16 protein-coding genes are annotated in these 22950 nt (G+C 62.7%); 6 read left to right on the top strand and 10 right to left on the bottom strand.

Annotated features, from left to right (window positions below):
* Positions 1 to 26: 26 nt before the first annotated feature.
* Positions 27 to 1925 carry a nucleoside-diphosphate sugar epimerase/dehydratase gene (locus J3350_RS00580; RefSeq protein WP_097792054.1) on the bottom strand — a complete coding sequence of 633 codons (1899 nt, stop codon included), beginning with the start codon at positions 1923 to 1925 and terminating at the stop codon, positions 27 to 29.
* A gap of 146 nt (positions 1926 to 2071) precedes the next feature.
* A complete protein-coding gene (locus tag J3350_RS00585; protein ID WP_207685343.1) occupies positions 2072 to 3646 on the bottom strand; it encodes an oligosaccharide flippase family protein in 1575 nt (524 codons plus the stop codon).
* Positions 3647 to 3823: 177 nt separating this feature from the next.
* Here J3350_RS00585 and J3350_RS00590 point away from each other — a divergent pair, with 177 nt between their 5' ends.
* The 5 genes from J3350_RS00590 (at position 3824) to J3350_RS00610 (ending at position 14360) form a co-directional block, all read left to right on the top strand.
* Positions 3824 to 4657, top strand: coding sequence for an Mrp/NBP35 family ATP-binding protein (locus J3350_RS00590; protein ID WP_179859487.1), 834 nt, complete (start codon positions 3824 to 3826; stop codon positions 4655 to 4657).
* Between the two features lie 275 nt (positions 4658 to 4932).
* Entirely contained in the window at positions 4933 to 6285 is a 1353-nt protein-coding gene (gdhA, locus tag J3350_RS00595) for an NADP-specific glutamate dehydrogenase (RefSeq protein WP_207685344.1), read from the top strand.
* A gap of 233 nt (positions 6286 to 6518) precedes the next feature.
* Complete coding sequence (gene hcp / locus J3350_RS00600; protein ID WP_207685345.1) at positions 6519 to 8090, top strand: hydroxylamine reductase; 1572 nt, start codon at positions 6519 to 6521, stop codon at positions 8088 to 8090.
* Between the two features lie 240 nt (positions 8091 to 8330).
* Positions 8331 to 12866 (top strand): glutamate synthase large subunit, encoded by a 4536-nt coding sequence (gene gltB / locus J3350_RS00605; RefSeq protein WP_207685346.1) that lies wholly within the window; start codon positions 8331 to 8333, stop codon positions 12864 to 12866.
* A gap of 15 nt (positions 12867 to 12881) precedes the next feature.
* Positions 12882 to 14360 carry a glutamate synthase subunit beta gene (locus J3350_RS00610; RefSeq protein WP_207685347.1) on the top strand — a complete coding sequence of 493 codons (1479 nt, stop codon included), beginning with the start codon at positions 12882 to 12884 and terminating at the stop codon, positions 14358 to 14360.
* A 99-nt stretch (positions 14361 to 14459) separates the two neighbouring features.
* Here the strand turns inward: J3350_RS00610 and J3350_RS00615 are convergent, their stop codons facing one another.
* The 3 genes from J3350_RS00615 to J3350_RS00625 all read right to left on the bottom strand — a co-directional run bounded on the left by J3350_RS00615 (position 14460) and on the right by J3350_RS00625 (position 18854).
* Positions 14460 to 16157 (bottom strand): PASTA domain-containing protein, encoded by a 1698-nt coding sequence (locus J3350_RS00615; protein ID WP_207685348.1) that lies wholly within the window; start codon positions 16155 to 16157, stop codon positions 14460 to 14462.
* Positions 16158 to 16389: 232 nt separating this feature from the next.
* Complete coding sequence (locus tag J3350_RS00620) at positions 16390 to 17127, bottom strand: YebC/PmpR family DNA-binding transcriptional regulator (protein ID WP_097792047.1); 738 nt, start codon at positions 17125 to 17127, stop codon at positions 16390 to 16392.
* A gap of 179 nt (positions 17128 to 17306) precedes the next feature.
* Positions 17307 to 18854, bottom strand: a complete 1548-nt coding sequence (locus tag J3350_RS00625) for an RsmB/NOP family class I SAM-dependent RNA methyltransferase (protein ID WP_207685349.1) — start codon at positions 18852 to 18854, stop codon at positions 17307 to 17309.
* Between the two features lie 86 nt (positions 18855 to 18940).
* Between J3350_RS00625 and J3350_RS00630 the strand changes: the two genes are divergently transcribed.
* Positions 18941 to 19114 (top strand): hypothetical protein, encoded by a 174-nt coding sequence (locus J3350_RS00630; RefSeq protein WP_187116972.1) that lies wholly within the window; start codon positions 18941 to 18943, stop codon positions 19112 to 19114.
* Positions 19115 to 19222: 108 nt separating this feature from the next.
* On the opposite strand, the gene J3350_RS00635 is transcribed toward J3350_RS00630, so the two are convergent.
* The 5 genes from J3350_RS00635 to lgt form a co-directional block, all read right to left on the bottom strand.
* On the bottom strand, positions 19223 to 19624 hold the full coding sequence (locus J3350_RS00635) for a Mini-ribonuclease 3 (protein WP_207685350.1): 402 nt from the start codon (positions 19622 to 19624) through the stop codon (positions 19223 to 19225).
* Between the two features lie 117 nt (positions 19625 to 19741).
* The gene (gene obgE / locus J3350_RS00640; protein ID WP_097792044.1) at positions 19742 to 21025 is read right to left on the bottom strand and encodes a GTPase ObgE; all 1284 of its coding nucleotides are present in this window, start codon (positions 21023 to 21025) and stop codon (positions 19742 to 19744) included.
* A 161-nt stretch (positions 21026 to 21186) separates the two neighbouring features.
* A complete protein-coding gene (gene rpmA / locus J3350_RS00645; protein WP_055187699.1) occupies positions 21187 to 21438 on the bottom strand; it encodes a 50S ribosomal protein L27 in 252 nt (83 codons plus the stop codon).
* A 14-nt stretch (positions 21439 to 21452) separates the two neighbouring features.
* Positions 21453 to 21764, bottom strand: a complete 312-nt coding sequence (rplU, locus tag J3350_RS00650; protein WP_179859485.1) for a 50S ribosomal protein L21 — start codon at positions 21762 to 21764, stop codon at positions 21453 to 21455.
* 146 nt (positions 21765 to 21910) lie between these two features.
* On the bottom strand, positions 21911 to 22942 hold the full coding sequence (gene lgt / locus J3350_RS00655) for a prolipoprotein diacylglyceryl transferase (protein ID WP_207685632.1): 1032 nt from the start codon (positions 22940 to 22942) through the stop codon (positions 21911 to 21913).
* Positions 22943 to 22950 lie beyond the last annotated feature (8 nt).

The raw sequence follows: 22950 nt of genomic DNA on the forward strand, positions 1-22950 counted from the left end.
AGTGTCACCGACACGTCGGTGCGGTATCAGGTCTTGAGGTTGCCGCGGGTGGGCGTGAACGTCGGGATCATCTCGGCCAGCTGCTTCACGACGCCCTCGTCGTTGTGGGCCGCTGCCGCGCTCAGATCCTGCAGCTGCGTGTAGAACCGGGCCAGGTCGATGTCCTTCGGCGGCGCAACGAAGATCTTGTTGTGCTCGGTGCGGCGCATCTTGTCCTGCTCCTCGTCCATCATCAGCTCCTCATAGAGCTTCTCGCCGGGGCGCAGGCCCACGACCTTGATCTCCATGTTCACGCCCGGCTCGTAGCCGTAGAAGCGGATGAGCTGTTTGGCCAGGTCGATGATCTTGACCGGCTCGCCCATATCCAGAACATAGATGCTGCCACTCTCGGCCAGGGCACCGGCCTGCAGCACCAGCTGGGCTGCCTCCGGGATGGTCATAAAATAGCGCTCGATGTTGGGGTCCGTCAGGGTGACGGGGCCGCCCTTTTTGATCTGCGCCTCAAACAGCGGGATGACACTGCCGTGGCTACCCAGCACATTGCCGAAGCGGACCGCCACGCACTTCATGTCGGTGTTGCCCGCAAAGGTCTGGATGAGCATCTCGCAGATGCGCTTGGTGCAGCCCATGACGCTGGTGGGGTTGACGGCCTTGTCCGTGGAGAGCTGGACGAACCGCTCCACGCCATGCTCGCTGGCACTGGTGAGCAGATTCTTCGTGCCCAGCACGTTGTTCTTGACGGCCTCCGCCGGGCTGACCTCCATCAGCGGCACATGCTTGTGCGCCGCCGCGTGGAAGACCACCGTAGGATGATACGTCTCGAATACCTCGTCCAGACGTTTTTTGTCGCGGATGGAGCCGATGAGCACCGTGACCGGGATGTCCCGGCCATACTTCTGCTGCAGCTCCATCAGCAGCTCGTAGGCGCAGTTCTCGTAGATATCAAAGATGAGCAGTTTGCCGGGCTGAAAGCGCATCACCTGACGGCAGAGTTCGCTGCCGATGGAGCCGCCGCCGCCCGTGACGAGGACGGTCTTGCCGGTCAGGTAGCCGGAGATCTGCTCCATGTCCAGCGTGACTTCCTCGCGGGAGAGGAAATCGGCTGTGTTCAGCTCGCGGAACGCATTCTGCTGCGGCGCACCGGTGCCCACCAGCTGCGGGTCGCTCAGGATCTGGACCGCACAGTGGGTGGAGACGCAGAGGTCGATGACATGGTTCAGCCGGCTGCCCTGCAGCGTCGGGATGGCAATGATGATGCTGTGGATATTGTATCTCTCGCAGACCTGCGGGATCTGCTCCAGTGTGCCCCGCACCGGGACACCATGGATGGTCTGGCCGAACTTGGCCGGGTCATCGTCCACAGCGGCGACCGGGTGGCCGTAGCTCTCGTTGGATTTGCAGACATTGATCGCCCACGCACCGGCCTCGCCTGCGCCCACGATCAGCACCGGGCGGTTCGGGTCCTTGGACGGAACACCGCGCACCCGCTCGCCGATGGGGTGGTTCAGGAACAGCCGCCAGGCAAGGCGGCTCCCGCCCACCAGCAGGAAGATGAGCACCGCCGCCATCGCGTTGGCCGAATCGAACAACACGCCGTGGATGAGGCCATGGTTCACAAAGTAGACCACTGCCGTGGGCACTGCGATCATGCCCGCCAGACGGATGAGGTCGCGCTCGCCCGCGTACTTCCACAAGATGGAGTACAGCCCGCCCACCAGAAAGCTGATCAGATAGAGTGCAGTGATCCAGGGCAGGTTCTCATACAGCAGAGCCCGGTTGTGGGGCCACCAGGCTGCTTCCACCGCACCGTCTGCGCGGAGCAGCAACGCAAAATAAAAGCTGAACAGGATCAGCGCCGCGTCCAGCACCACCAGAAACGTCCGGCGCAGCCCGACCTGCGGCGTGATTTTTTTGATATTCTTCACAAAAAATCCTCTTTATCTTCGGCGCTCGTTCTGCGCCGGTTCATTTTCCAGGCCAGCGGGAAAAGAGCCTACTGCACCATGGTATCTATTGTATTATACTCGTTTCGTGCCCCGGTGTCCAGAAGATTTCATCGTCCGGGTCGATTTCACGCTTTTTTCGCCTTCTGCCGGGCCCGGTCCGGGTGGAGCGCGGCCCGCACCTCGGCCCCCAGACCCAGCGGCCAGGCGGCAGCCAGCCCCGCCAGCCCCATGCCGCAGCAGCCGATGCACAGCGCCGCCAGCTGCTCCGGCATCTCCCCGGCCTGCCAGCCGGACAGCATTTCCCGGAGAAACACCCCCGCCCCGGCCGACACGCCAGCAGCCAGCAGCGGTGCCCCCAGCCAGCGCATCAGCGCCGGACGCATCCCGCTGACCCGCAGCAGACGGGCCGTGTTGGCCAGGCAGGTATACACGCTGGACAGCAGGATGACGAACAGGAAGCCTTTCATCCCGAACCGGGGCAGCAGCACCATCACCCCCGCGATGCGCAGCACGGCATCCCACAGGCTGTACCGGAACACGGCCTTCTGCTCCCCTACCCCCTTCATGGCACCGTCCACCATGCTTTCCAGATACATCAGCGGCATCGCCGGGCCGAGCACGGTCAGATAGAAGCCCGCCTCGGCCCCGTCCGGCCCGTAGAACAGCCGGGCAGCCGCTGCTCCCCACACCCAGAACACCGCCCCCGCCAGCGCGGAGAAGTAGCCCGTGAGCCGGAGCATCCGGTCCAGCAGCGCCGAAAGCCGCCCCGTCTCACCCCGGATATGCGCCTGCGTGATCTCCGGCATCAGCAGGACCGACAGGCTCCCCAGCAGCCCGAACGGAAAGGTCAGCAGGGGCAGGGCCATCCCCTTCAGATTTCCATACTGGGCCACGGCGGCACTGCGGCCCCCGGCATCCAGCAGATAGACCGTCAGGCAGGCGGGCACCAGCATGTTCTCCGCCGTGTGGAGCGCGCTGGCAAGGCAGCGCCCGCCCTCCACGGGCCAGAGGATCTCCCACAGCCGCTTTGCCGGGTCCATGGGGCGTCGGGCCGGGCCCGCACCGAATGCGGACACCGCCTCCCGCCGGTAAAACAGAAGCATCAGGCAGGCCGAGACCGTCTCGCTGAGGGCCGTTGCCGCCAGAACGGCCGTGCACTTGCCGCCCACGTCCAGCGCACGGCCCCGCTCCAGCGCGAACCAGATGGCCGAGATGCGGACCGTCTGCTCCACGAGCTGGCTCACCACGTTGGGGCCGACCTGCCGCCGGGCAATGAAAAAGCCGCGCAGCACCGCCGAGACCGCCATCCAGGGCAGGCCGAATGCCGCCGCCCGCAGCGCACCGGCCGCGCGGACATCGCCCAGCCACCACGCAGCGGCCAGCTCCGCCAGACCGAACTGCCCCGCCCACGCAGCGCTGCCCAGCAGCAGCGCCGCCCCCAGCAGACGGAGCAGCATCCCGCGGGCCTCGGCCCGGCTGCGGCTCAGCTCCTCGGCCATCAGGCGGGTGGCCGCCACCGAGACGCCGGACGTCGCCAGCGTGACGAAGAGCGAATACACCGCCAGCACCAGCTGGTACAGGCCCATCCCCTCGCCGCCCAGCGCATTGGCCAGCCAGATGCGCAGCCCCATCCCGGCCAGCCGGAGCACCACATCCGCCCCCGTGAGCAGGGCCGCGTTCTTCAGGTAGCTCGGACGCATCGCCGCACCTCCCCTTCTTCCTTTTATTATATGGGCACCGCTTTGCAAAATATGAGCCGCCGTGTGGGTTGTTTCTCTTCTGGTTTTATGGTATGATAGGAGCCGGTCAAGAGATTTTTTCAAAACATCAACGAAGGAGGAAAGGCCGCATCCCACCCGGACCGGCCTTATGAGAGTATGAGCGAAGAATGCACCCATGACTGCTCTACCTGCAGCGCAGCATGTTCTTCCCGCGAGGCTGCCCCGCAGCACGATGCCCCCAACCCCAACAGCAGCGTCAAGAAGGTCATCGGCGTCGTATCCGGCAAGGGCGGCGTCGGCAAGAGCATGACCAGCGCCCTGCTGGCCTGCGCCATGGCCCGCCGCGGCTACCACTGCGGCATCCTGGACGCCGACATCACCGGCCCGTCCATCCCCAAGCTGTTCGGCATCCATGGCCGTGCCATGGCCGACGAGAAGGGCTGCTGGCCCATCCAGAGCCGGATGGGCATCGATGTGATGAGCATCAACCTGCTGGTGGAGAACGAAGAGGACCCCGTCGTCTGGCGCGGCCCCGTCATCGCCGGTGCGGTGAAGCAGTTCTGGACCGATGTGGTCTGGAAGGACGTCGATTTCCTGTTCGTGGACATGCCTCCGGGAACCGGTGATGTGCCCCTGACCGTCTTCCAGAGCCTGCCGGTGGACGGCATCGTCGTCGTGGCAAGCCCGCAGGAGCTGGTCAGCATGATCGTGGCCAAGGCCGTCAACATGGCCGAGATGATGAAGGTGCCCATGCTCGGCATCGTCGAGAACATGAGCTACATCGTCTGCCCCGACTGCGGCAAGCACATCAGTGTGTTCGGCAACAGCCATGTGGACGAGGTCGCTGCAAAGCACCACCTGCCCGTTCTGGCCAAGTGCCCCATCGACCCGCAGCTGGCCGCCCTCTCCGATGCCGGCATGATCGAGACCTACGGCGGCGAGTACCTGGAAGGTGCCGCCGATGCCTGCGAGAAGCTGCTGAAGAAGTAAACACGTTGGTTTCTCTGCCTTTTGCGCCGGGCCTTTTCCCCCGCAAAAGGCATTCTTTTTGGGTGTCGGTCTGCCGCAAAACAGAAGCTGCTGCGCCGTTTTTGCAGCGGCCGGATGTTTTTGTGAAGCGGGTTCATCTTTTCTTCTGTTTTTTTGAAAGATTTTCTGCTCCGCTTCTCTTGTAAATCGCCACAGAAAGCTTTATAATGATAAAGTGTTCTGCAAGTTGTTTGGCAGAACCGGTGAAAGTATACTGGGAAAAGGAGTATTCGATTATGTTGACGAATGAATACCTGAAGCGTGTTTACGATGGTCTGGCTCAGCGCAATGCCAATGAGCCCGAATTTCTGCAGGCTGTCCGCGAGGTGCTGGAGAGCATCCAGCCCGTCGTGGAGAAGCACCCCGAATATGAGAAGGCCGCTCTGATCGAGCGTCTGGTCGAGCCGGAGCGTGTCATCAGCTTCCGTGTGCCCTGGGTCGATGACGAAGGCAAGGTCCAGGTCAACCGCGGCTACCGTGTGCAGTTCAACAGCGCCATCGGCCCCTACAAGGGCGGTCTGCGCTTCCATCCCTCTGTCAACCAGGGCATCCTGAAGTTCCTGGGCTTTGAGCAGACCTTCAAGAACAGCCTGACCACCCTGCCCATGGGCGGCGGCAAGGGCGGCTCGGACTTCAACCCCAAAGGCAAGAGCGACATGGAAGTCATGCGCTTCTGCCAGAGCTTCATGACCGAGCTGTACCGCCACATCGGCCAGTTCGTAGACTGCCCCGCCGGTGACATCGGCGTCGGCGGCCGCGAGGTCGGCTACCTGTTCGGCCAGTACAAGCGCCTGACCAACAGCTTCCAGGGCGGCATGATCACCGGCAAGGGCCTGACCTTCGGTGGTTCTCTGGCCCGCACTGAGGCGACCGGCTACGGCCTGTGCTACTTCACCGCCGAGGCCCTGAAGTGCATGCGCAACGACAGCTTTGCCGGCAAGACCGTGGTCATCTCCGGTTCCGGCAATGTCGCCATCTATGCCTGCCAGAAGGCCACCCAGCTGGGCGGCAAGGTCGTCACCATGTCCGACTCCAACGGCTATGTCTACGACCCCAACGGCATCGACCTGGCTTACGTCAAGGACCTGAAGGAAGTCCGCCGCGGCCGCATCAAGGAGTATGCTGAGACCCACGAGGGTGCAACCTACGTGGCCGATTGCAGCAAGGTCTGGACCGTCCCCTGCGACATCGCCCTGCCCTGCGCGACCCAGAACGAGATCAACAAGGAGTCCGCTGAGGCTCTGGTCAAGAACGGCTGCACCGTCGTCTGCGAAGGTGCCAACATGCCCAGCACCCCGGAGGCCATCGAGGTCTATCTGGCAAACGGCGTTCTGTACGGACCCGCAAAGGCTGCCAACGCCGGCGGCGTGGCCACCTCCGGCCTGGAGATGAGCCAGAACTCCGAGCGCCTGAGCTGGACCTTCGAAGAGGTCGATGCAAAGCTGAAGGGCATCATGGAGGGCATCTTCCACGCTTCCTATGACGCTTCCGTTGCCGCTGGTTCCGAGGGCAACCTGATGGTCGGTGCAAACTGCGCCGGTTTCCTGAAGGTCGCTACCGCCATGATGGCACAGGGCATCACCTACTAATTGTTCCAAAGCATTTTCAAGAGCTGCGTTCGTAAGAGCGCGGCTCTTTTTGTATAGATTCGCTGGCCGCATCTCCGAGAGCTTTTCCAGGCGAGTCAACGGGCATTCCATGCCCGCCCCGCAAGCGGGGCCTCACCTCGGATACTCGCCGAGAAAACTCCCCTCGTGCGGCCTGTATAAAGCCCCGCCAACCCGTCCATACTGACCACATCAAGCGAAGAGAGGGTTCTGAAATGGACGAACAGATGTTTTGTTTTCAATGCGAGCAGGCGGCGCACTGCACTGCCTGTACCGGTAAGGCCGGTGTCTGCGGCAAAAGCGCGGACACGGCAGCGGCGCAGGACCGCCTGACCGGCGCACTCATCTCCTACGCCAGCCAGCTCATCGGCGAGGGGCGGGCCCCCGCCCCGGAACAGGCACTTCTGCTGATGGAAGGGCTGTTCACCACCATCACCAACGTGAACTTCGACCCGCAGACCGTGGACCAGCTGACCGAGAGCATCCATGCGGCCTGCCCCGGCATCGGGTTCGACTACGACATGGCAAACCTCTGGCACGAGCCGGACGAGGACATCCGCAGTCTGAAATCGTTCGTCCTGTTCAGCCTGCGCGGCATGGCAGCGTACAATTACCATGCGCGGGTGCTGGGCCACATCGACCCGGAGCTGGACCGCTTCTTCTGCGAAGCATTGCAGGCCGTTGGCAGCGAATGTTCCATCGACACCCTCTGGGCACTGGTGCAGAAGACCGGCAAGGCCAGCTACCGCTGCATGGAGCTGCTGGACGCCGCTAACACCGGGGCCTTCGGCCAGCCGGAGCCGGTGGAGGTGCCGCTCGTCATCGAGAAAGGGCCGTTCATCGTCATTTCCGGCCACGACCTCTACGACATGAAGTGCCTGCTGGAGCAGACGGCGGGCAAAGGCATCCACGTCTACACCCACTCGGAAATGCTCCCCGCCCACGGCTACCCGGAGCTGAAGCAGAAGTACCCGCATCTGAAGGGCAACTTCGGCACAGCCTGGCAGAACCAGCAGCGGGAGTTTGAGGACATCCCGGCCCCGATCCTCTTCACCACCAACTGCATCATGCCCCTGCGGGAGAGCTACGCCGACCGGGTGTTCACCACCTCGGTGGTGTCCTATCCCGGCGTCCCGCACATCGGGCCAGAGCGGGATTTCTCCCCCGTCATTGCCAAAGCACTGGAACTGGGGGGCTACCCGGAAGACACCGCCATGCCCGGCATCAACGGCGGGCGCAGCGTCGTAACCGGCTTTGCGCGGAGCGCTGTGCTCTCCCACGCCAATGAGATCGTTGCGGCCGTGAAAAGCGGGCAGATCCGCCATTTCTTCCTGGTGGGCGGCTGTGACGGCACCCGGCCTTCCCGCCGCTACTACACCGAGTTCGCCAAGCTCACCCCGCCCGACACCGTGATCCTGACGCTGGCCTGCGGCAAATTCCGCCTGAACGACCTGGATCTCGGCACCGTGGCGGGCCTGCCCCGCATCCTCGATGTGGGCCAGTGCAACGACGCATACAGCGCCATTCAGATCGCGCTGGCGCTGGCCGATGCGTTCCAGTGCGGCGTCAACGACCTGCCGCTCTCGCTGGTGCTCTGCTGGTTCGAGCAGAAGGCCGTCTGCATCCTCATCGCACTGCTGGCGCTGGGCATCCAGAACATCCGGCTCGGCCCTACCCTGCCCGCCTTCCTCTCGCCGGGCGTGGTGCGCGTTTTGCAGGAAAAGTACAATCTGATGGCCGTCACGACACCGGAGCAGGACCTGAAAGCGATTTTGGGCGAAGGATGAATCCGTTTCATCTCATCATCAAACCGCACAAGATGCGCTGCGATTGTGCTTTCACGTTTGGTGCAACTGTCGCTTGAAAAATTTTCAGCGTTCAGTATAATTATAGGTACCGGAACAAAGGCGTTCCAAATGGGCAGAGTCTGCCCGTTTGGGGCGTCTTTTTTGTTTTTCCGTGTCAGACGCTGCGGAATGTGCCGCAGTGGTGAGGATTTTGATTTTACGACAAGGATGGGAAAGGCAATGGAACATTATACGGAAAACTCCACGCCCCTCGGCCTGTATGACCCCCAGTTTGAGCACGACGCCTGCGGCATCGGCGCTGTGGTGGACATCAAGGGCCGCAAGAGCCACCAGACCGTCAGCGATGCGCTGTCCATCGTCGAGCGGCTGGAGCACCGCGCCGGCAAGGACGCTGAGGGCAAGACCGGCGACGGCGTGGGCATCATGCTGCAGATCAGCCACAAGTTCTTCTCCAAAGTCGCCGAAGAGATGAACGTCAGCCTCGGCAACGAGCGCGAATATGGCGTTGGCATGTTCTTCTTCCCGCAGAACGAGCACCTGCGCGCTCAGGCCATGAAGCTGTTCGAGCTCGTCACCCGCAAGGAGGGGCTGGAGTTCCTCGCCTGGCGCGAGGTTCCCGTGAACCCCGACGCCGTGGGCCAGAAAGCCCGCGACTGTATGCCCGCCATCTGGCAGTGCTTCATCAAGAAGCCCGCCAAGGTGAGCAAGGGCATCGACTTTGACCGCAAGCTCTACATCGTCCGCCGCGTGTTCGAGCAGGCCAGCAACGGCACCTATGTGCCCAGCCTGTCCAGCCGCACCATCGTGTACAAAGGCATGTTCCTGGTCCACGATCTGCGCCTGTTCTACCTCGATTTGCAGGACGAAGACTATGAATCCGCCATCGGCATGGTGCACAGCCGTTTCTCCACCAACACGAACCCCAGCTGGATGCGCGCCCACCCGAACCGCTTTATCCTGCACAACGGCGAGATCAACACCATCAAGGGCAACACCGACGCGATGCTGGCCCGTGAGGAGTCTATCGCCAGCCCCATCATGCAGGAGGATATGAACAAGATCCTGCCGATCATCAACACCTCCGGCTCCGACTCCGCCATGCTGGACAACGCGCTGGAGTTCATGGTGATGAACGGCATGGACCTGCCCCTGGCCGTGATGATCACCATCCCGGAGCCGTGGGAAAACAACAAGCACATCAGCCAGAAAAAGCGCGATTTCTACCAGTATTACGCCACCATGCTGGAGCCGTGGGACGGCCCCGCTGCCATCCTCTTCTCGGATGGCGATGTCGTGGGCGCCGTGCTGGACCGCAACGGCCTGCGCCCCAGCCGCTACTACATCACCAAGGACGGCCGGATGATCCTTTCTTCTGAGGTGGGCGTCCTCCCCTGCGACCCCGCCGACATCGAGAAGAAAGACCGCCTGCGCCCCGGCAAGATGCTGCTGGTGGATACCGTCAAGGGCGAGGTCGTCGATGACGAGAAGCTGAAGGAATACTACGCCAGCCGCGAGCCCTACGGCGAGTGGATCGACCGCAATCTGGTCCAGCTCAAGAGCCTGAAGATCCCCAACATCAAGGTGCCCAGCTACACCGACGAGGAGCTGACCCGCCTGCAAAAGGTGTTCGGTTACAAGTACGAAGAGGTCAAGGACCTCATCCTCCCCATGGCCCGGCTGGGCGCAGAGCCTTCCGGCGCAATGGGCACCGACACCCCGCTGGCCGTGCTGAGCGGCCAGCACCCGCCGCTGTTCAACTACTTCAAGCAGCGGTTCGCGCAGGTGACCAACCCGCCCATCGACGCCATCCGGGAGAAAGTCGTCACCTCCACCAGCGTCTACGTGGGTGCCCATGGCAACCTGCTGGAAGACAAGCCCGAAAACTGCAAGGTGCTCAAGGTCCACAACCCCATTCTGACCTCTACCGACCTGCTCAAGATCAAATACATGAACGTGCCGGGCTTCAAGGTCGCGACCGTTTCCATCAACTACTACAAGAATACCAGCCTGGAAAAGGCCATCGACCGCGTCTTCCTGGAAGTAGACCGCGCATATAAGGACGGTGCCAACATCATCATCCTGTCCGACCGGGACATCGACGAATACCATGTCTCCATCCCCAGCCTGCTGGCCGTGTCGGCCGTCTCGCAGTATCTCATCCGCACCAAGAAGAGCACCGCGCTGGCCCTCATTCTGGAAAGCGCTGAGCCGCACGAGGTGCACCACTTTGCCACCCTGCTGGGCTACGGTGCCTGCGCCGTCAACCCGTATCTGGCCCACGAGACCATCGGCCAGCTCATCGACCAGGGCCTGCTCGACAAGGACTACTACGCTGCCGTGGATGACTACAACAAGGCCATCCTGAACGGCATCGTGAAGATTGCCTCCAAGATGGGCATCTCCACCATCCAGAGCTACCAGAGCAGCCAGATCTTTGAGGCAGTCGGCATCTCGAAGGATGTCATCGACAAATACTTCACCGGTACGGTCAGCCGTGTGGGCGGCATCGGTCTGGAAGACATCCAGGCCGACGTCGAGGCCCAGCACAACGCGGCCTTCGACCCGCTGGGGCTGGACATCAACATGGAGCTTTCCGACGGCGGTGCCCACAAGTTCCGCAGCGGCAAGGAAGAGCATCTGTTCAACCCGCAGACCATCCACCTGTTCCAGAAAGCCTGCTGGACCAACGACTATAAGGCCTTCAAGGACTTCACCCGCACGGTGGATAACATGGGCGAGGAGGGTATGCATCTGCGCAGCCTGCTCGATTTCAACTACGACCCCAACGGCGGCGTGCCCATCGAGGAGGTCGAGCCGGTGTCGTCCATCGTCAAGCGGTTCAAGGCCGCGGCCATGAGCTACGGCGCTCTGAGCAGCGAGGCCCACGAGACCATTGCCATCGCGCTGAACCGCCTGGGCGGCCGCAGCAACACCGGCGAGGGCGGTGAACCCGAAGGCCGCTACCACAGCGAGAGCAATTCCAAGATCAAGCAGGTGGCCTCTGCCCGCTTCGGCGTCACGAGCAAATACCTCGTCTCTGCCGAGGAGATCCAGATCAAGCTGGCGCAGGGTGCAAAGCCTGGCGAAGGCGGCAATCTGCCCGGTGCCAAGGTGTATCCCTGGATCGCCAAGACCCGCCACAGCACCACCGGTGTGGGCCTCATCTCTCCCCCGCCCCACCACGACATCTACTCCATCGAGGATCTGGCTGAGCTGATCTATGACCTGAAGAACGCCAACCGTCACGCCAACATCAACGTGAAGCTGGTCAGCGAGGCCGGTGTCGGCACCATTGCCGCCGGTGTTGCCAAAGGCGGCGCACAGGTCATCCTGGTCTCCGGCTACGACGGCGGCACCGGTGCCGCCCCCCGCACCTCCATCAAGAACGCCGGTCTGCCCTGGGAGCTGGGCATCGCCGAGACCCACCAGACCCTGATTCTGAACGGTCTGCGCAGCCGTGTCCGCATCGAGAGCGACTCCAAGCTGCTCTCCGGCCGCGATGTCGCCATCAGCTGTATGCTGGGCGCAGAGGAGTTCGGCTTCGGCACCACCCTGCTGATGTGCGAGGGCTGCGTCATGATGCGCGTCTGCAATCTGGACACCTGCCCCATGGGCATCTGCACCCAGAACCCCGAACTGCGCAAGCACTTCCGGGGCAAGCCCGAATACATCATCAACTATCTGACCTTCGTGGCCCAAGAGCTGCGGGAGTACATGGCCAAGCTCGGCGTCCGCACCATCGACGAACTGGTGGGCCGCACCGACCTGCTCCACGTCAAGCCCAGCGTCCCCGGCAGCCGCACGGCCAAGATGAACCTGGACTGCATCCTGCACAACCCGGCCATTGCCAACAGCAACGTGCACTTCGTCCCGGCGGACACCTACGACTTCCATCTCGAAAACACCCTCGACATGAAGGTGCTGATGAAGAAGTTCAAGCTCAGCAGCAAAACGCCCCAGAGCGTCACGCTGGATGTTTCCAACACCGACCGTGCGTTCGGTGCCATCTTCGGCAGCGAGATCACCCGCAAGTATGGCGATTCCCTGTCCGATGACGTCTACACCGCCAACTGCACCGGTGCGGGCGGCCAGAGCTTCGGCGCGTTCATCCCCAGGGGCCTGACCCTGAAGCTGACCGGCGACTGCAACGACTATATGGGCAAGGGCCTGTCCGGCGGCAAGATCATCGTGCGCCCGCCGGAGGGCATCACCTACAAGCCGGAGGAGAACATCATCACCGGCAACGTCGCCCTGTATGGTGCCACCAGCGGCAAGGCCTTCGTCTCCGGCGTGGCCGGTGAGCGCTTCTGCGTCCGCAACTCCGGCGCAACGGCCGTTGTGGAGGGCGTCGGCGACCACGGCTGCGAGTACATGACCGGCGGCACCGTCGTCGTGCTGGGCCAGACCGGCAAGAACTTTGCAGCCGGCATGACTGGCGGCATCGCCTACGTGCTGGATGAGAACTGGGACTTCTACCAGCGGGTGAACAAAGAGACGGTCAGCCTCGAACCCGTGGAACATAAGTACGATGTTGCCACCCTGAAGGAGCTGATCCGCGAGCATGTGGAAGCCACCAGCTCCCCGCGCGGCAAAGAGATCCTGGACAACTTCAGCGAGTATCTGCCCAAGTTCAAGAAAGTCCTCCCCTACGATTACGACCGGATGCTGCGGGTCATCGCTTCCATGGAGGAGCGCGGCCTCGACGGCGAACAGGCACAGATCGAAGCATTCTACGCTGTGCAGAAGAAGAAGTAAGGAGGGGGAACTGTTATGGGCAAGACCACTGGATTTATGGATTATAAGCGCAAGACCAGCTCGGACGTTCCGCCGCTGGAGCGCATCGAAAACTTCAACGAATTTCACATCTGGCTCTCACGCGAGGAGCAGCAGACCCAGGCGGCACGCTGCATGGACTGCGGTGTCCCCTTCTGTCAGGCCGGTATGATGATCGGCGGCATGGCTTCCGGCTGCCCGCTGAACAACCTCATCCCGGAGTGGAACGACCTGGTGTATCAGGGCAAATGGGAGCTGGCGCTCCACCGCCTGCGCGCCACCAACCGCTTCCCGGAGTTCACGAGCCGGGTCTGCCCCGCTTTGTGCGAGGCCGCCTGCACCTGCGGCGATGTGACCGGCAGCAGCGTCACCGTCCGCGAGAACGAACACGCCATCGTGGAGACCGGCTACGCCAAGGGCTGGCTCCATGCCGCCCCGCCCCCGGCCCGTACCGGCAAGAGCGTGGCCGTCATCGGCAGCGGCCCGTCCGGCCTGTCGGTGGCCGAGTATCTGAACATCCGGGGCCACGCCGTCACGGTGTTTGAGCGCGCCGACCGGGTGGGCGGCCTGCTGATGTACGGCATCCCCAACATGAAGCTGGACAAATCCGTCATCGAGCGCCGCATCAAGATCATGCAGGCCGAGGGCGTCGAGTTCCGCACCAACATGGACATCGGCGGGGCGGTGGCCGCAGAAGACATCCTGAACCGCTACGACGCTGTCATCCTCTGCTGCGGTGCCAAAAAGGCCCGTGACCTGAATGTCCCCGGCCGGAACGCCAACGGCGTCCACTTCGCGGTCGATTACCTCACCAGCGTGACCAAGAGCCTGCTGGACAGCCAGTTTGCCGACGGCCGGGCCATCAATGCGGCAGGCAAGAATGTGCTGGTTATCGGCGGCGGCGACACCGGCAACGACTGCCAGGGCACGGCCCTGCGGCAGGGCTGCACCGACCTGGTGGCTCTGGAGATGATGCCGCAGCCCCCGAAAGAGCGGGCCGCCTCCAACCCCTGGCCGGAGTGGCCGAAGGTGCTCAAGGTAGACTATGGCCAGACCGAGTGCCTCGCCAAGTTCGGCAAGGACCCCCGCGTCTACCAGACCACCGTGAAAGAGTTTTTGACCGACGACGCCGGCAACCTGACCGGCGCGGTCATCTCCTATCTGAAGCCGGAGCGTGACCCGGAGACTGGCCGCACCAGCATGGTGCCCACCGGCGAGGAGTTCACCTACGACTGCCAGCTGGCGTTCATCGCCGCCGGTTTCGTGGGCTGCGAGAACTACGTAGCCGATGCCTTCGGCGTCAGCCTGACGGGCCGCGGCTGTGTGGACACCGACCACTTCCGCACCAATGTGGAAAAGGTCTTCGCCTGCGGCGATATGCGCCGGGGCCAGAGCCTTGTGGTCTGGGGTCTGCGCGAGGGCCGCGACTGCGCCGCCGAGGTAGACCGCTACCTCATGGGTTACACCAACCTGTGACCCCCTGAACCAAGCCATCCTCTTTTCCTATCCTAAACAAGCAGAAGCGGGAGCCTCCCACGAGGCTCCCGCTTCTGCTGTTTTGTTTCAGTCCGTATCCTATTGGGTGTCGTCTGCCGGTGTTTCCCCCGAAGAGGCGCTGCTCTCGCTGTTGGAATCCGACGCAGCGGGCGGTTCGGCGGTGATCTCCACACTGGGGTCCGCCGCGATATACACGGTGATGACGCTGCCTACCTCGACCGAGGTGCCTGCGTCCACACTGCACGAGACGACGCAGCCCGCCGCATAGGAGCCATCGTTGACCACCATGAAGCAGCTGGGCGTCAGGCCCCGGCTCTCCAGCTCGCTGACGGCCCCTTCCTGCGTGAACCCGATCACATCGGGCATCTGCACCAGCTGCGGCCCCTTGCTGACCACCAGGCTCACGGTGCCGCCCTTTTCGATGACGTCACCCGCCTCCGGCTCCTGCCGGATGATCTTCCCCTTCTCCACCGTGTCACTGTATTCCATCGTCACGTAGAAGAGATAGTCGCCCACATAGTTGTGATTGTTCCGCACCTGTGCATCGTAATCCATCCCGACAAAGTTCGGCGCCAGCGTGACGGGTTCTTCCAGCTCCGTGCTTTCCGGTGCCGACACCGACGAGGACGCCGCAGGCGGTGTGGCCGTGTGCAGCCCCTGCGAGACCATCCCCCACAGCATCAGCAGGATGAGGATGGCCAGAAGGACGAGGATGGCCGCCAGCAGGTTCCGCAGGCTGAGCATGTGCTGCTTTTGCTCCTCGTCCGGCTGGGTCAGCTGCCGGGGTGCAGGGCGCGGCAGGCTGCGGGTCAGCTCCTCGGTATACTCCCGCGAGGTCAGCGCCTTGAACAGCTGGGGCACGGTCTGGATGCGCTCCACCGGCTTCAGCTTCAGGCCCAGCCAGAGCACCTCGGAGAGGTACTCCGGCACCGACGGCTCCAGCGTGCGGGCGCGCGGGTTCGAATCCGACACCAGCCGCTGCGCTGCCGGGACCGGGCTTTGCCCGCAGACCATCCGGTAGACCACCGCAGCCAGACTGTATTCGTCGGTGTAACGGCCCTCAAACTCGGTGGTCGAATACTGTTCCGGGGCCGAGTAGCCCTCGTACAGCTGCTCATGCAGGCCGCTGCCCGCTGTGCGCAGGCCGACCGTAGCGTAGCCCGTCAGCCGGGCGCGACCATTTTCCAGCACCCGGATGTTCTCCGGGCAGATGCCCCGATGCACCAGACCCACCTGGTGCATCGCCGCCACGCCGTCAAACACCGGCTGCAGCATCGCGCAGACCTGCTCCGGCGACACCCGGCCGGGATGCGTCTCCAGCCAGCGGCCCAGCGGCACCCCGCCGGGATTTTCCATCACGGCATAGACCGTGTTGTTCTCCTCGAACACATCCAGCACGGCTTCCAGGCCGTTGGCGGGCGTGATGCGCTGGATGGAGCGGTACAGGTCCGCAAAATCCATCCGGGTGGTCTTGAACAGCACCTCGCTGCCCAGTTTGGGCCGCAGGGTTGCATCCGTGCCGCGCTCTGCCGCCAGCGTCAGGGGCAGATACTCCTTGATGGTCACCCGGAAGCGCCCATGGTTCTCTGCGCCCCGGTACAGGATGCCTTCGCCGTCCACCTGTTCGATCTCGCCGACGGTATACCGCCCGCCCAATACCGTGCCCACCGGCAGCGTACCCACCGGGTTGCGGCCCTCAAAGCGCCCGCCGCACTGCGGGCAGGCCGCCGCGCGCTCGCTCAACTCGGACAAGCAGTAAGGGCAGATGATGGTCATGGAAAGGCCTCCTTCGGATGTGCTTTTCTGTTATTATAACACATCTTGGCCCGCAGCAAAAGGGCCGTGCGGGCCGAGGACCGTTTTTTCTCTTTTTCCGCTGCCCGTCTGTCACAGCAAGCCAGCGGTTTTGCGCGCTCCCGCCATACAGCAAAAGCCGCCTTTTGTGCCAAACAGCACAAAAAGCGGCTTTGTAACGTCTTATTTCAGGAGCAAAGAGCCTTGCGGGAGCTTATTCCGGCAGGTCCTCTTCGTTCTCCAGGCTGTGCCAGACGTTCTGGACATCATCGTTGTCCTCCAGAGCATCGAGCAGCTTGCCCATGAGCTTGAGCTGATCGGGGTCGGTCAGGCGGGTGGTGGTCATGGGGACCATGGCCAGGTCATCGCTCAGGATCTCGTAGCCCTTCTCCTCCATGGCCTTGACCACAGCCGAGTAGTTCTCCGGGTCGGTGGTGATCTCAGCAGCATCCTCGCCTGCATCGAAGTCCTCTGCACCGGCGTCCAGAGCGTCCATCATGGCCTCGTCGGCATCTTTGTCTTCCAGAGAGATGTCGATAACGCCCTTCTGGCTGAACAGGAAGCCCACGCAGCCCATTGCGCCCAGGTTGCCGCCGTTCTTGTCGAAGTAGTGGCGCAGATCGGCAGCGGTACGATTGCGGTTGTCGGTCAGGGTCTCGACCATGACAGCAACGCCGCCGGGGCCGTAGCCCTCGTATGTGATGGCTTCGTACTCCGTCTTGTCGCCGCCCTCGGCCTTCTTGATGATGCGCTGAATGTTATCGTTGGGCACGCTCATGCGCTTTGCCTTGGAGATCAGATCCGCCAGCTTGCTGTTGGAAGCCGGGTTGGGGCCGCCGGTACGGACGGCGACGCTGATCTCGCGGCCGATCTTGGTAAAGACCTTTGCCTTGGCGCCGTCGGTCTTCTCCTTCTTGCGCTTGATGTTGTTCCATTTGCTATGTCCAGACATGGGAACCTCCTAAAGTTCTATCGAAATCTCCGCCTGCGGGCAGACGGGCTGTGGTCGCCCGCTTGTGGCAGCACACAAAATCTAACTCTATTATTGTAGCACAATCCCCTACCGCGTTCAAGCCTTATCCGGGGGATTTGCGCCAAAATTCGGCAAAAAAGCAGGGTCCGACGCCTGTTTTACAGCAGCCTCAGCGCCTTGGGATAATGGTTTTTGACCCGCCCGGCCGACACTTTGCCGCCGCCGAGGGGGAACCCGTCCACCGTGACACAGCACCAGCCGTCGGCGGCGGTGGCAGCGGCGATCTCCCGGCCCGACAGATACTCGACCACGCGCGGGTCGGCAAGCACCAGCTCCTCGCGGTTGGTGCACTGAGCACCGAACGCCGTGAAGAGGTGGTGTTCGGGCACAAAGCGGCCCTTCTGCACATTGCCCACAAAGACGCCTGCGCGCAGGACATGCAGACCCGTCTGCGGGAAGGCCGCAGGCAGCAGCACACCGCCGCCATGGACCACGGCGGGACGGTCTGCGAGGGCCGGAAAATACTGCTGGGCGAACGCGTTCCAGGCCGCGAGGCTCTGGGCGGGCGTCACGCTCTCCCCTGCCCCGGCGCTTTCGCGGCGGCGGCTGCCCTGCACCGCATCCCGGAGGGCGCGGGCGTTTTCCCGGCGGGATGCACGGGCATCGCCGCGCTCCGAGCGGGCAGGCTTGCCCTTACCGGGCTTTTGCTTCCGGTTTTGCTCGGCGGCAGCCGCCAGCCAGAGCTGCTCTTCGGGGGGATAACAGCCCGGTGCGGGCAAAGCACGGGGAGTGCCCGCCTTGACCAGCCGGGCAATGAAATGGCCCTCGCCGCCCTGACAGGGCCAGATGCGGCGCACTTTGCTCACATCCAGCGGCAGACCGCCGGTGCGGTTGGCCTCGCCCGCGCTGCCAAAGGTGTAGTCCACGTTGCCAAACACATCCGCCAGCGCAAATTCCGGGTGCCGGGCCAGGAACGCGGCCACCTGCCCTTCATCCTCTTCGGGGGCAAAGGTGCAGGTGGAGTAGATCATCTCCCCGCCCGGCGCGAGGACGGCGGCGGCGTTGTCCAGGATCTGCGCACCCAGCGCGGCGCACTGCTGCACCAGCGCTTCGCAGTGCTGGGTGACGGCCACCGCCTCCTTGCGGAACATCCCCTCACCGGAACAGGGCGCATCCACGAGGACGCGGTCGAAGAACTCCGGCAGGGCGGCAGCGATGCGGGTGGTGTCCTCGTTGAGGACGACGGCATTCGCCACGCCCATCCGTTCGAGGTTGCTTTTCAGCACCTCTGCGCGGGCGGGCACATACTCATTGCTGACGAGCAGGCCCCAGCCGCCCAGTGCGGCAGCAAGCTGGCTGCTCTTGCCGCCGGGCGCAGCGCACAGGTCCAGGACCCGCATCCCCGGCCGGACGCCCAACAGCGGTGCGGCAGAGGACGCGGACGGCTCCTGCGAGTAAAACACGCCCGCATGGTGGTATGGGTGGCGTCCGGGTTTGAAGGCAGCCTCTTCGACCACGAAGCCCGCCTTGCAGAACGGCGATGGCCGGAGCGGGAAGTCGGCCTTCCCGGCAAACGTCTCCGGCGTCGTGCGCAGAGCCGAGACCGTCACCCCGCGGGCTGCGTTCTCGGTGGGTGCTGCGTACAGCGCCTCGTACCGCCCGCCCAGAAGCGCCCGCTCCCGGCGCTCAAAATATTCCGTAGACATGAACGTTCCTCCCATGTATAAAGCCGCATCGGGCGGCAAGACTAAGGGTGTGAGGGGCAGACCCCCTCGCGAAAGGAGACATGACGATGAACGACCGCACCGAAAACCGTTCCAGCAACCGCACCAACAACTGCAAGAGCCAGAACCGCACTTCCAACCGCACAGAGAACCGCACGGACGACCGCACCGAGAACCGTGCCACCAACGAGCACAAGCACCCCAACCAGTACACCAAGGGTGCCGACGACGAGGGCAAGTAACCAGAACCTCTCCGTCACGCTTCGCGTGCCAGTGCCCATTTCACAGAGAAAAGCCCGCTGCCTTCCCTGCACTGTTTTCCAGTGCGGAAAGCAGCGGGCTTTCGCGTTTTACTTCTGGTTCGGGTCAAAATCGGCCCACAGCTTCTCGAACAGCTCCTCGACGCGCGGCATCTGGCCGGTGAGGTAGAGCCACCCCAGCAGGCACTCAAAGCCGGTGGAGGCCCGGTATTCCTCCGGCGAAGCGTGTTTTGCCACACTGGCCTTGCTGGCGTTGCGGCCCCGCTTGAACACAGCCAGCTCGTCCTCGGTGAAGAGGGGTTCGAGCAGCTGCTCCTCGCGGAACTGGGCCCGCGCCGAGACATACTTGACCTTTTCGGTGTTCAGTTTGCCTGCCGACAGCCGGTGATGCCGTGCCAGACGGGTGCGCACCAGCAGTTCCAGCACACTGTCGCCCACAAAGGCCAGTGCCAGCGGGCTGAGCTCGCGGGGGTCGATGGTTTCTTCCTGCATAAAATACCTCCCAGATAAGGTTTTCCTTCCTACAACCTCTCTGTCGCTCACGCGACATCTCCCCTAGCAGGGAAGCTGGCAATGCGAAGCATTGACGGAGAGGTTAAAAGTCTCCTTTTAGAAGATATAATCGAACTGATACTCGCCGATGAGGATGGTGTCGTTTTCCTGAACGCCCTTCTCGACGAGGGCATCCAGGATGCCGCTCTCACCCAGCTGGCGCTGGAAGTATTGCAGGCTCTCGTAGTCGTCCACATTGCTGCCCGCCAGGATATACTCCAACCAGGGGGCGTCGATGCTCCAGACGTGGGCCTCCATCCGCTGGATGGTAAAGGCGCGGTCGTTTGCCTTGGGCTCCGGCTTCTTGTACTCTGCGGTGAAGACCGGGATGGCCGGGATATCCTTCAGGCGGTTGTAGACCAGGCCCGGCAGCTCCCGCACGCCCTGCATGGTGGCGGCAGAGATGGGCACGAAGGTCAGGCCCTTACCCTCCACGTAGTTCTTGAAGGTCTCGATCTGCTCCTCGGTGGCCAGGTCGCACTTGTTGCCCACCACGATCTGCGGGCGCTCGGCCAGCGCGGGGCTGAACTTTGCCAGCTCCTCGTTGATCTTCTCGAAGTCCTCGATGGGGTCGCGGCACTCGCTGCCGGAAACATCCACCACATGCAGCAGCAGACGGCAGCGCTCCACATGGCGCAGGAAGTCATGGCCCAGGCCGATGCCCTCGCTGGCACCTTCGATCAGGCCGGGGATGTCGGCGCAGACGAAGCTGGCCCCCTCGCCCACCGATACCACGCCCAGCGTGGGCACCAGAGTGGTGAAGTGGTAGTTGGCGATCTTCGGCTTGGCCGCGCTGATGGTGGAGATGAGGGTGGACTTGCCCACATTGGGGAAGCCGATCAGGCCCACATCGGCGATGAGCTTCAGCTCCAGCGTGACCTGGATGTCCTCACCGGGCACACCGGGCTTGGCAAACTTGGGGATCTGGCGGGTCGGCGTGGCAAAATGTGCATTGCCGTAGCCGCCGCGGCCACCCTTTGCCACGGTGACGGGGGTGTGGTCGGACAGGTCGGCAATGACAAGACCGCTCTCGGCGTCCTTGATGACCGTGCCCAGCGGCACCTTGATGACGAGGTTCTCGGCGTTTTTGCCGTGGCACAGGCTCGCGCCGCCCTTGCCGCCCTCCGGGGCCACATACTTGCGCTTGTAGCGGAAATCCATCAGGGTGGTCAGGTGGTCGTCCACCACAAAGATGATGTCGCCGCCGCGGCCGCCGTCGCCGCCGTCCGGGCCGCCTGCTGCCACGAATTTTTCGCGGTGAAAGCTCACCGCGCCGTCGCCGCCCTTGCCCGCGTGGAGCCAGATGGTGGCGATGTCGATAAAGTTGGTTTGTGCTGCCATACAGGCCCTCCTTATCAGCCTCTCCGTTTTGCCTTGCCCTCATGCGGGCAGGCAGCAATGCAGGGCATTGCCGGAGAGGTCATTGCTTTTACTCAAATCACTCAAAAAAGAGCCGGGCCACAAGGGTCCGGCTCTTCAGGTTGCAGTTTTTCAGGCAGAAGTTACTGCTTCACGCTGCACTTCTTGCCGCTCTTGCCCACGCGCTCAAAGCGGACGGTGCCGTCAACCAGAGCAAACAGGGTATCATCGCTGCCCTTGCCAACGTTCTCACCCGGCTGAATGTGGGTGCCACGCTGACGAACAAGGATGTTGCCGGCCAGAACGAACTGACCATCTGCACGCTTTGCGCCCAGACGCTGAGCCGCAGAATCACGGCCGTTCTTGGTGCTGCCTACGCCCTTTTTATGTGCCATTGTAATTTTCCTCCTTAGCCGTTGATCGCAGTGATCTCAACCTTGGTATAGGGCTGACGATGGCCCATGCGGCGAGCACTGTGCTTCTTTGCGCGATAGGTGATGATGTTCAGCTTCTTGCCCTTGCCATTCTTGATGACCTTGGCAGAGACGGAAGCGCCCTCAACAACGGGAGCGCCAACCTTGACCGAACCCTCCTCGCCGACAGCGAGAACCTGATCAAACTTCACTTCGGAGTCAGCTTCAACGTCCAGCTTTTCGATGTAGACGATGTCGCCCTGCTCCACGCGGTACTGCTTACCGCCGGTAACAATGATTGCGTACATTTGTTTCATTCCTTTTCGTTGTACTCGCTGGTCGTAAAGGCAGACCCCTACGGGGCCATTTGCGGCGCCCACACCAAGCGGCTAGAATAGTATAGCAGAAAAACGAGCCGATTGCAAGAGGTTTTGCGCATTCCCGCAAAGTTTTTTCAGGATGCGGAGGTCAGCTGCTCCTTCACCGTTTTGTTGTAGGCCTCGGTGCGCTCCACAAAGAGGGCGCGCGGGCTGGACGCGGCCAACTCTTCCGGCTCCAGCCGGAAGGCAGGGTCTGCCTTTTTCGCCTTTGCAGCGAGGGCGCGGTTCTCGGTGGTAAGGGCCAGCGGCACCATAAGCGGCTTGCCCTTGTACTTTTTCGTCAGAAGGACCTCAGCGATGATGCCGCCCACAACGGCCACAGCCGCCACCACCTGCGACACCCGCAGGCCGATGGAGGGCACCAGCAGCAGGCTGTCGGTGCGGAGGGCTTCGATCCAAAACCGGCCCGCGCCGTACCAGATGAGGTAGCGCAGGGCGATGTCGCCCGCAAATTTCCGCTTTTTGATGTGCCGCACCAGCAGGAACAGCCCCACGAAGCACCAGATGCTCTCATACAGAAAGGTGGGATGCACCGGCAGATTCGGGTCAATGATCACTCCTTTGGGCGCTGTGACCACGCTGCTGAGCAGATAGTCGTGGGTAGCCTCGCTGTACATGCCCCAGGGCAGGGTGGTGTTGCAGCCAAAGGCTTCCTGATTGAAGAAGTTGCCCCAGCGGCCGCAGCCTTGCCCGATGAGAAAGCCCATCGCGGCCAGATCGAACATGGGCAGCACCGGCACTTTGCGCCACTTGCAGGCCAGACCGCCGAACAGGAAGCCGCCGATGATGCCGCCGTAGATGGCAAGCCCGCCGTCCCGGATGGCCAGCACCTCCCACAGGGAATCGTAATTGTAGGGTGCCATCGCCACATAGTAGAGCCGGGCGCAGAGGATGCCCATCACGACACCGATGAGGATGACGTCCACCATGGCGTCGGCGTCCACGCCGAACTCCACCCCGTGGCGGAACGCGAACACCAGCGCCAGGCACATGCCCACCGCGATGCAGACACCGTACCAGTAAATGTTGATGCCGCCAATGGAAAAGGCAACACGGTTCAGCGGAAAGCTGAGCCCCAGTGCCGGAAATTCTACCAGATTCGTCAAATGCGTCA

The organism is Faecalibacterium sp. Marseille-Q3530 (genome assembly GCF_017377625.1).
In the GTDB taxonomy this organism is placed as follows: Bacteria; Bacillota; Clostridia; order Oscillospirales; family Ruminococcaceae; genus Faecalibacterium; species Faecalibacterium prausnitzii_E.